Genomic DNA, 7,534 nt, shown 5'->3' on the forward strand with positions numbered 1-7,534 from the left:
GCGGCGGCTGCGCCGCCGGGCGTGCGGCTCCCTGCGGCCGTCAGGCCGCTAGGCTGGCGAGTCTCGACAACAACTGGCCCGCGCTTACCGCTGGAGCGATCGTGGACGGGGTGCAGTTCCGGCTCTTGGGACCTGTCGGTGTCTGGCACGCCGGGCGCCGGCTCGGTCCCGCCACAGGGCCGCAACGGACGGTGTTGGCGGCCCTGTTACTGGACGCCGGGCGCACCGTGCCGGAGCGGCGGCTGGTGCACGCCCTGTGGGGGGAGGCGCGGCCGCAGGGGGCGGCCGAGACGGTGCGGGGGCACGTGGCGCGGCTGCGGCGGATGGTGGTGCCGCTCGGCGGTCCCGAGGTGACGGACGCGCGGGACGGCTTCTGCCTTTCGGTCCACCGGCGGCAGGTGGATCTTTACCGGTTCCGGGAGTTGGTGCGTCGGGCGTCGGCCGGGGATCGGGATCCGGAGCGCGCGGCGGCGCTGTTGCGGTCGGCGTTGGCGCTGTGGCACGGCCCGGCGCTGGCGGACGTCGCGGGGCGGTGGCTGCCGGAGGAGGTGGCGCCTGGGCTCGACGAGGAGCGCCTTTCCGCGGTCGAGAAGCGAGCCGAGTTCGAACTGTTGTTGGGGCGGCATCAGGAGGTGGCCTCGGAGCTGCGCACCCTCGTCGCTCAACACCCGCTGCGGGAGCGGCTGTTGGCCCTGCTGATGGCGGCGTTGCAGCGCAGCGGCGCGCGGGCCGACGCGTTGGCCGTCTACCGAAGGGCCAGGGAGCGGTTCGCCGAGGACCTGGGCATCGAGCCCGGCGGCCAGCTGCGGCGGATGTACGAGGCGATCATCGGCGGTCGCGAGCTGCCGCTCGAACTGGTCGGCGGCGACCTCAGGGCCGGCCTCGTCGGCCAGGCCACGGTGCCGGAGCCGCTGCCGATCCCGCACCAGCTCCCGCCGGACACCGAGGCGTTCACCGGCCGCGAGGCGGAACTCGCCGCCCTGGACGGCATGTTCCCGGCGTCCGGACCGCGTCCTTCGGGGCGGGCCGCGGTGTGCGTGATCACCGGTGCCGGTGGCGTGGGCAAGACAGCGCTGGCCGTGCACTGGGCGTACCAGGCGCGCAAGCGGTTCCCCGACGGGCAGTTCTACGTGGACCTGCTGGGCTTCGGTCCGACCCAGTTGGCCAGGCCGCCGGCCGAGACGGTGCGGCTGTTCCTCGACGCGCTCGGCGTGCCGCCGCAGCGGATACCGGTGTCCGTGGAGGCCCAGGTGGGCCTCTACCGCAGCCTGATGACCGGCCGGCGGATGCTGATCCTGCTGGACAACGCGGCCGACTCCGAACAGGTGCGGCCGCTGCTGCCGGGGGCGCCCGGCTGCCTGGTGCTGGTCACCAGCCGGGTGGAGCCGACGGCCCTGGTGGCGGCCGAGGGCGCGCGGACGCTGCCGCTCGACGTGCTCTCCGCGGCCCAGTCCCGGGAGTTGCTGCTGCGCCGGCTCGCCGCGCGGCAGGTGGCGGCCGACGAGGGCGTGGTGGGCGACGTGGTCTCGCGGTGCGCCGGCCTACCGCTGGCGCTCTCGATCGTCGCGGCCCGCGCCCAGGCACGCCCCGGCTTCGGTCTCGAGGCGCTGATCGGCGGGCTCGACGGGGCGGTGTCCGGGCTCGACGTGTTCGACGGCGGTGATCCGGCCACCAACGTGCGCACCGTCTTCTCCTGGTCGTACCGGGCGCTCAGCCGCGAAGCCGCGCGGCTCTTCCGGCTCCTCGGGCTGCTGCGCGGCCCGGAGATATCGGTGGCCGGCGCCGCCAGCCTCGCCGGGGTGCCGGTGCGGCAGGCCAACCGGCTGCTGGCGGAGCTGAGTCGGGCCCACCTCACGGTCGAGCGGTCGCCGGGGCGTTACGGCTGGCACGACCTGCTGTGGGTGTACGCGCGGGAGTTGACCGAGGCGCAGGACTCCGGGGTGGAGCGGCAGGAGGCCAGGCACCGACTGTTCGACCACTACCTGACCAGCGCGGTCACCGGCGCCGAGTACCTGGACGAGCACCACCGGATCCCGCTGGTGCCCGCCCCGCCCCGGCCCGGCGTCACCCCGGCGCGGATCACCGACGAGGCGCAGGCACGTGCCTGGTTCGGCCGCGAGTACCCGCTGCTGCTGGCCGCGACCCGGCAGGCGCAGCTGCTCGGTTTCGACGCGCACGCCTGGCAGTTGGCGAGCGTGCTGCGGGGTTACCTCACCCAGCAGGGGCTCCTGGAGGACCAGGCGGCCAGCCACCGCATCGCGCTGACGGCGGCGGGCCGCGCCGGCGACGCCAACGCGCTGGCGCACGCGCACCTGGGGCTCGGGCAGGCGTTGACGCGCCTCGGCTCGGACGAGGAGGCGGACGCCCATCTGGGTTCGGCGCTCGCGCTGTTCGCCGAGACAGGCAACCTGATCGGGCAGGCGGTCAGCCACATCTACCTGAGCATGCTCCAGGACCGGGACGGCGACTACGCGACCGGGCTGCACCACAACGAGCGGGCGCTGCTGCTCTACCGGCAGGCCGGTCACCGCTCGGGCGAGGCGCGCAGCATGAACAACATCGGCTGGTGCCATGCCCAGTTGGGGTCCTACGAGATGGCGCTGCGATGTTGCGAGGAGGCGCTCGACATCCAGCGTGAGCAAGGCAACCTGGCCGGGGAGGCCGCGGCGCTCGACAGCCTGGGCTACATCCACCACCTGATGGGCCGGCACGAGCAGGCCATCGACTACTACGAGCAGGCGTTGCGGTGGCGGCGCCACGCGCGGCGGGTGCCGGCCGCGCTCACCCTGAGCCGGCTCGGCGAGGCGCAGTTGGCCGCCGGCCGGCGCGCGGCCGGCCTCGCCACCCTGCGGCGTGCGCTGGCGCTGCTCGACGAGATGGCACCCGGCGAGGCGGCGCCGGTCAGGGCCAGGATCGCGGAGCTCACCGGCGAGCGCCAGCCGCAGGACGTCGCCGACGGTTGAAAGAACAACGGCCTCGCTGCCGCCGTGACCTCGTGAATCACCCCTGCTCCAGGGCGCTTTCGCGAGTTAGATTGCTCGCCATCGGCACCGGCCGCGGCGCGAAGGGGAAATCGTGAACGGCAGCGGGGACGGCATCGGGAACGGCGTGGAGTTTCGGCTCCTGGGGCCCGTGGGGGTGTGGTGTCACGGCCAGCGGCTCGGGCCGGCCACCGCGCAGCAGCGCACGGTGCTGGCCACGCTGCTGCTCGATCCGGGCCGGGTGGTGGCCGTCGACCGGCTGGTGACGGCGCTGTGGGGGGCGACGCCGCCGGCCACCGCGCGGAACTCGCTGCAAGGCACCGTCTCCCGGCTGCGGCGGCTGCTCGGGCAGTTCCCGCAGGTCGAGTTGGCCACCTCGGTGCGCGGCTACACGCTGCGGGTCGAGGCCCAGTCGATCGACCTGCACCGCTTCCGCCACCAGGTGCGCCAGGCACGCGGCACCGGCGTCCAGGCCGCCGACGCCGCCGAGTCGCTGCGCGCCGCGCTCGCGCTGTGGCGCGGCGGGCCGCCGCTGGTGGACGTCGCGGGCGCCTGGCTGCCGGAGGCCGTCGCGCCGGGCCTCGAGGAGGAGCGGCTGGCCGCCGTGGAGACGCTGGCGGTGGCCGACCTGGCGCTCGGCCGGGACGCGGCGGTGGCCGCCGAGCTCGCCCCGCTGCTGCCCGAACACCCGCTGCGGGAGCGGCTGGCGAGCCTGCTGATGGTGGCCCTGCACCGCGCCGGGCAGCGGGCCGAGGCGTTGGAGGTGTTCCGGCGGGTGCGCCGCAGGTTCGCCGACGAGCTCGGCATCGAGCCGGGCGAGGAGCTGCAACGCCTGCACCAGGCGATCCTCGCCGACCGCGAGGCTCCCTGGCCGGCCGCCACGCCCCGGGTCGCCCAGGCCCCGACTGCCGCCAGGTCCGTGCCCCGGGTGCCGCGCCAACTCCCGCCGGACACCGAGACCTTCATCGGCCGGGAGGCCGAACTGGCCGCGCTCGACGCCCTGCTGCCGCCGCCGGAAGCGGCGGCCGGCCGGGCGGTCGGCACGCCGGTCGGCGTGATCGCCGGCACCGGCGGCGTCGGCAAGACCGCCCTCGCGGTGCGCTGGGCGCACCGGTCGCGCGACCACTTCCCCGACGGCCAGCTCTACGTGAACCTGCTCGGCTTCGGCCCCACCCAGCTGGCCAGGCCGCCGGCCGAGGCGGTGCGGCTCTTCCTCGACGCGCTCGACGTGGCGCCACAGCGGATCCCGGCCTCCGTCGACGCCCAGGTCGGGCTCTACCGCAGCCTCCTCGCCGACCGCCGGATGCTGGTCCTGCTGGACAACGCGCTCGACTCCGACCAGGTACGGCCGCTGCTCCCCAACTCTTCCGGCTGCGTGGTGCTGGTGACCAGCCGCGTCGAGCTCACCGGCCTGGCGGCGGCCGAGGGGGCGCGCACCCTGCCGCTCGGGCTGCTGGCCGACGCCGACGCCCGCGAGCTGCTGGTGCGGCGCCTCGGCCAGGCCAGGGTATCGGCCGAGGCGGACGCCGTCGACGACCTCGTGGCCCGCTGCGCCGGGCTGCCCCTGGCGTTGGCGATCGTGGCGGCCAGGGCGGGCGCGCGGCCCGGGCTTCCGCTCGACGCGCTCACCTCGGGGCCGGGCGACGGCTCGGGCGCCGGCGCCTGGGAGGACGCGGGCTCGCCCGGCGCGCTCGACATCTTCGACGGCGGCGACTCGGGCGCCAGCGTGCGCACCGTGTTCTCCTGGTCCTACCAGGCGTTGAGCGAGGGCGCGGCCCGACTCTTCCGGCTCCTCGGGCTCACCGAGAGCCCGGACATCTCGGTCGCGGGCGCCGCCAGCCTGGCCGGCATCGCGCCGCGCGCCGCCCACCAGTCGCTGTCCGAGCTGGCCAGGGCCCACCTGGCGTGGGAGCGGTCGCCCGGCCGCTACGGCTGCCACGACCTGCTGTGGGCCTACGCCGCGGAGTTGACGCACGAGCTGGACGACGCCGACGAGCGGCGGGCGGCGCTCCACCGGCTCCTCGACTACTACCTGCACAGCGCCAACCTGGGGGACCAGCAGCTCGACCCCTACCACCGGGTGCCCATCGAACTCCCGTCGCCGAGACCCGGGGTGACCGTGCCGCCGCTCACCACCACCGGACCCGCGGTCCGCTGGTTCCTGAACGAGCACCAGTCGCTGCTGATCGCCATCCGGCAGGCGGCACGCGCCGGCTTCGACACCCACGCCTGGCAACTCGCCTGCGCCAGCCGGGGCTTCCTCTCCCAGCACGGCTACTCGCAGGCGCAGGCCGCGATGCACAGGATCGCGCTCGACGCGGCGCGCCGGCTCGGCGACCCGCGGGCGGTCGCGCACGCCGAGATCGGCCTGGTTCAGGCGCTGATCAGGCTCGGCGAGGAGGACGGCTGCGAGGAGCGTCTGGAGGCCGCCCACCGGCTGTTCGGCGCGGCCGACGACCCGGTCGGGCAGGCCGTGACCCACATCTACCGATCGCTGCTGAGCGAACGGGACGGCGACTACGCGGCCGGGATCCACCACAACGAGCAGGCCCTCGCCCTCTACCGGCGGGCGGAGCACCGCGGCGGCGAGGGCCGCGCGATGAACAACGTCGGGTGGTTCCAGGCCCAGTTGGGCAAGTACCGGGAGGCGCTGGACATCTGCCAGGCGGCGCTGGCCATCCACCGCGAACTCGGGGACGGCCCGGGCGAGTCGGCCACGCTGGACAGCCTGGGGTACATCCACCACCGGCTCGGCCACCACCAGCAGGCCGTGGACCACTACCAGCGCTCGCTCGGCCGGCGCGGCGACTGGGAGCCGGCGCTCGCCGGCCGCACCCTGGGGCGGCTCGGCGCGGCGCAGCTGTCGACCGGCCGGCTGGCCGAGGGCCGGGAGACGCTGCGGCGGGCCCTCACCCTGCTCGAGGACCTGGCGCCGGGCGACGCGGACGAGGTCCGCGCCTCGCTCGCCAGGCTCGACGCCGAGGAAGGGTCGGGCGGCACGGCCGCCACCCGGCGGGCGTCGGCCGCCGGCCGGTGAACCGGCACGCCGACTGCCACGCCGCACTCGGCGGCCAGCCACCCACAAGCCGCGTCAACAACGCTGCGAGTCAATAACCCAGGGCACCACGCTCAGCGCCCGCAGCCGCACCGTCGTCGTCACGCCCGGCCCCCCGCGAGCGCGCACACGGAGCAGTCCGGCTCCCGGGTGAACGGCTGCCACTCGGGAACCAGCCCCTCGCGCAGGTCGAGGACGATCCGACCGCCGGCGGCCCGGGGCAGCTCGAAGCCGGTCAGGTAGCGCTTGGCCTCGAAGGCGACCAGCGAGCCGATCAGCGTGGCCATCGGGCCGGTGAGCGGGTTGCTCAGCTCGAGCCGCTCGGCGAGCCGCAGGGCGGTGCCGGCCGAACTGTCCGCGCTCGGGCGGTCGGCGGCGTCGCAGGCCAGGCAGGGCGTGCGACCCGGGATCACCGACTGGTACATGATCTGGGACGGGGTGCCGCCTCCGACCACGAACGGGACGCCGGCGCGCGCCGCCGCCTCGTTCACCCACAGCCCGGCGTCCGGGTGCCCGTCGACGCCGCCGGCGATCAGGTCCACGCCCTCGGTCAGGTCGGCGAGGTCCGCGGCGCTCCTGATCCAACGCTCCACGGCCCGCACCTCGATCGTCGGGTCGTACTCCCGCACCCACTCGGCGGCGCGCTCGGGCTTGGACCGGCCGATGTCGCGATGCCGATAGAGGAACTGGCGAGCGAAGTTCTTCGACTCGACCTGATCCCGGTCCACCAGGGTGAGCCGGCCGACACCGAGGCCGGCCAGGCACTGCACCAGCGTCGAACCGCCGCCGCCGACCCCGAGCACCAGCACGTGGGCGGCCCGCAGCCGCCGCACGAAATCGGCGCGCGGCCGGTCGAGTCCGGCGTAGGCGCCGAAGAAGGAGAGGTTCGAGAAGTGCCGCGCGTCGACGGCCGCGTCGCCCGTCCAGCGGCCGTCGGCGTCCTCCACCAGGCCAAGGACGTCCAGGCCGGTCAGGCCCTCGGTCACCTCGGACTCGCTCACGGCGAAGCCGCGTCTGCCGAGCGCGGCGCTCAACTCGGCCGGGGTGCGCGGCCCTCGACTCAACTCCCCGAGCAGCGCGGCGACCTGCCCCTCCGGGTCGCTCAGCGTGATCGCCTCGCTGGCGTCGACGACCACGACGATGTCGTCCTCCACCGTCTCCCACACGCATTCCTTCAGGCCGACGCGCATCGCTCCCTCTCTGGCGGAAAGGCCGCAGGGAGGACGAGCGCCACGGCCAGGCGCCCGCCCTCCCCAACGTAGGCCGTCAGTTGACGAGGTCAGTGGCTCAGGTGGCCGGGTTCTGCGTGGCCTTGACGGCCTCGACCCTCTTGACCTTGATCTCCATCGCACTGCCTCCTTCGTGAAGGGAAACGGCCCGGGTTTCCCGCCCGGCGTGAGCCGGGGGTGAGAACCGCTGTGGCATAGCCTGCGAGGCGGCGCTGATACGGGGCTGACGCGCCGCTGATTCGCCTCCGTTCGGGTTCTCCCCCACCCAC

Annotated in this window: 4 protein-coding genes; 2 read left to right on the top strand and 2 right to left on the bottom strand. The window is 75.0% G+C overall.

The annotated features are described in order from the left end of the window. The first annotated feature begins 194 nt into the window (after positions 1-194). Together E1265_RS30295 and E1265_RS30300 are read left to right on the top strand one after the other, a co-directional pair. On the top strand, positions 195-2,963 hold the full coding sequence (locus tag E1265_RS30295) for a BTAD domain-containing putative transcriptional regulator (RefSeq protein ID WP_207931270.1): 2,769 nt from the start codon (positions 195-197) through the stop codon (positions 2,961-2,963). A gap of 112 nt (positions 2,964-3,075) precedes the next feature. Then, positions 3,076-6,018, top strand: coding sequence for a BTAD domain-containing putative transcriptional regulator (locus E1265_RS30300; protein WP_243741218.1), 2,943 nt, complete (start codon positions 3,076-3,078; stop codon positions 6,016-6,018). Positions 6,019-6,137: 119 nt separating this feature from the next. Here the strand turns inward: E1265_RS30300 and E1265_RS30305 are convergent, their stop codons facing one another. Next, positions 6,138-7,226: a ThiF family adenylyltransferase gene (locus E1265_RS30305; RefSeq protein WP_132934176.1), complete on the bottom strand. Its 1,089-nt coding sequence runs from the start codon at positions 7,224-7,226 to the stop codon at positions 6,138-6,140. A 97-nt stretch (positions 7,227-7,323) separates the two neighbouring features. Then, a partial coding sequence (locus E1265_RS38285; RefSeq protein WP_207931271.1) for a hypothetical protein occupies positions 7,324-7,534 on the bottom strand: 211 nt, incomplete at its 5' end.

Origin of the sequence: Streptomyces sp. 8K308 (assembly GCF_004348315.1) — a bacterium.
Classification (GTDB): Bacteria; Actinomycetota; Actinomycetes; order Streptomycetales; family Streptomycetaceae; genus Streptomyces.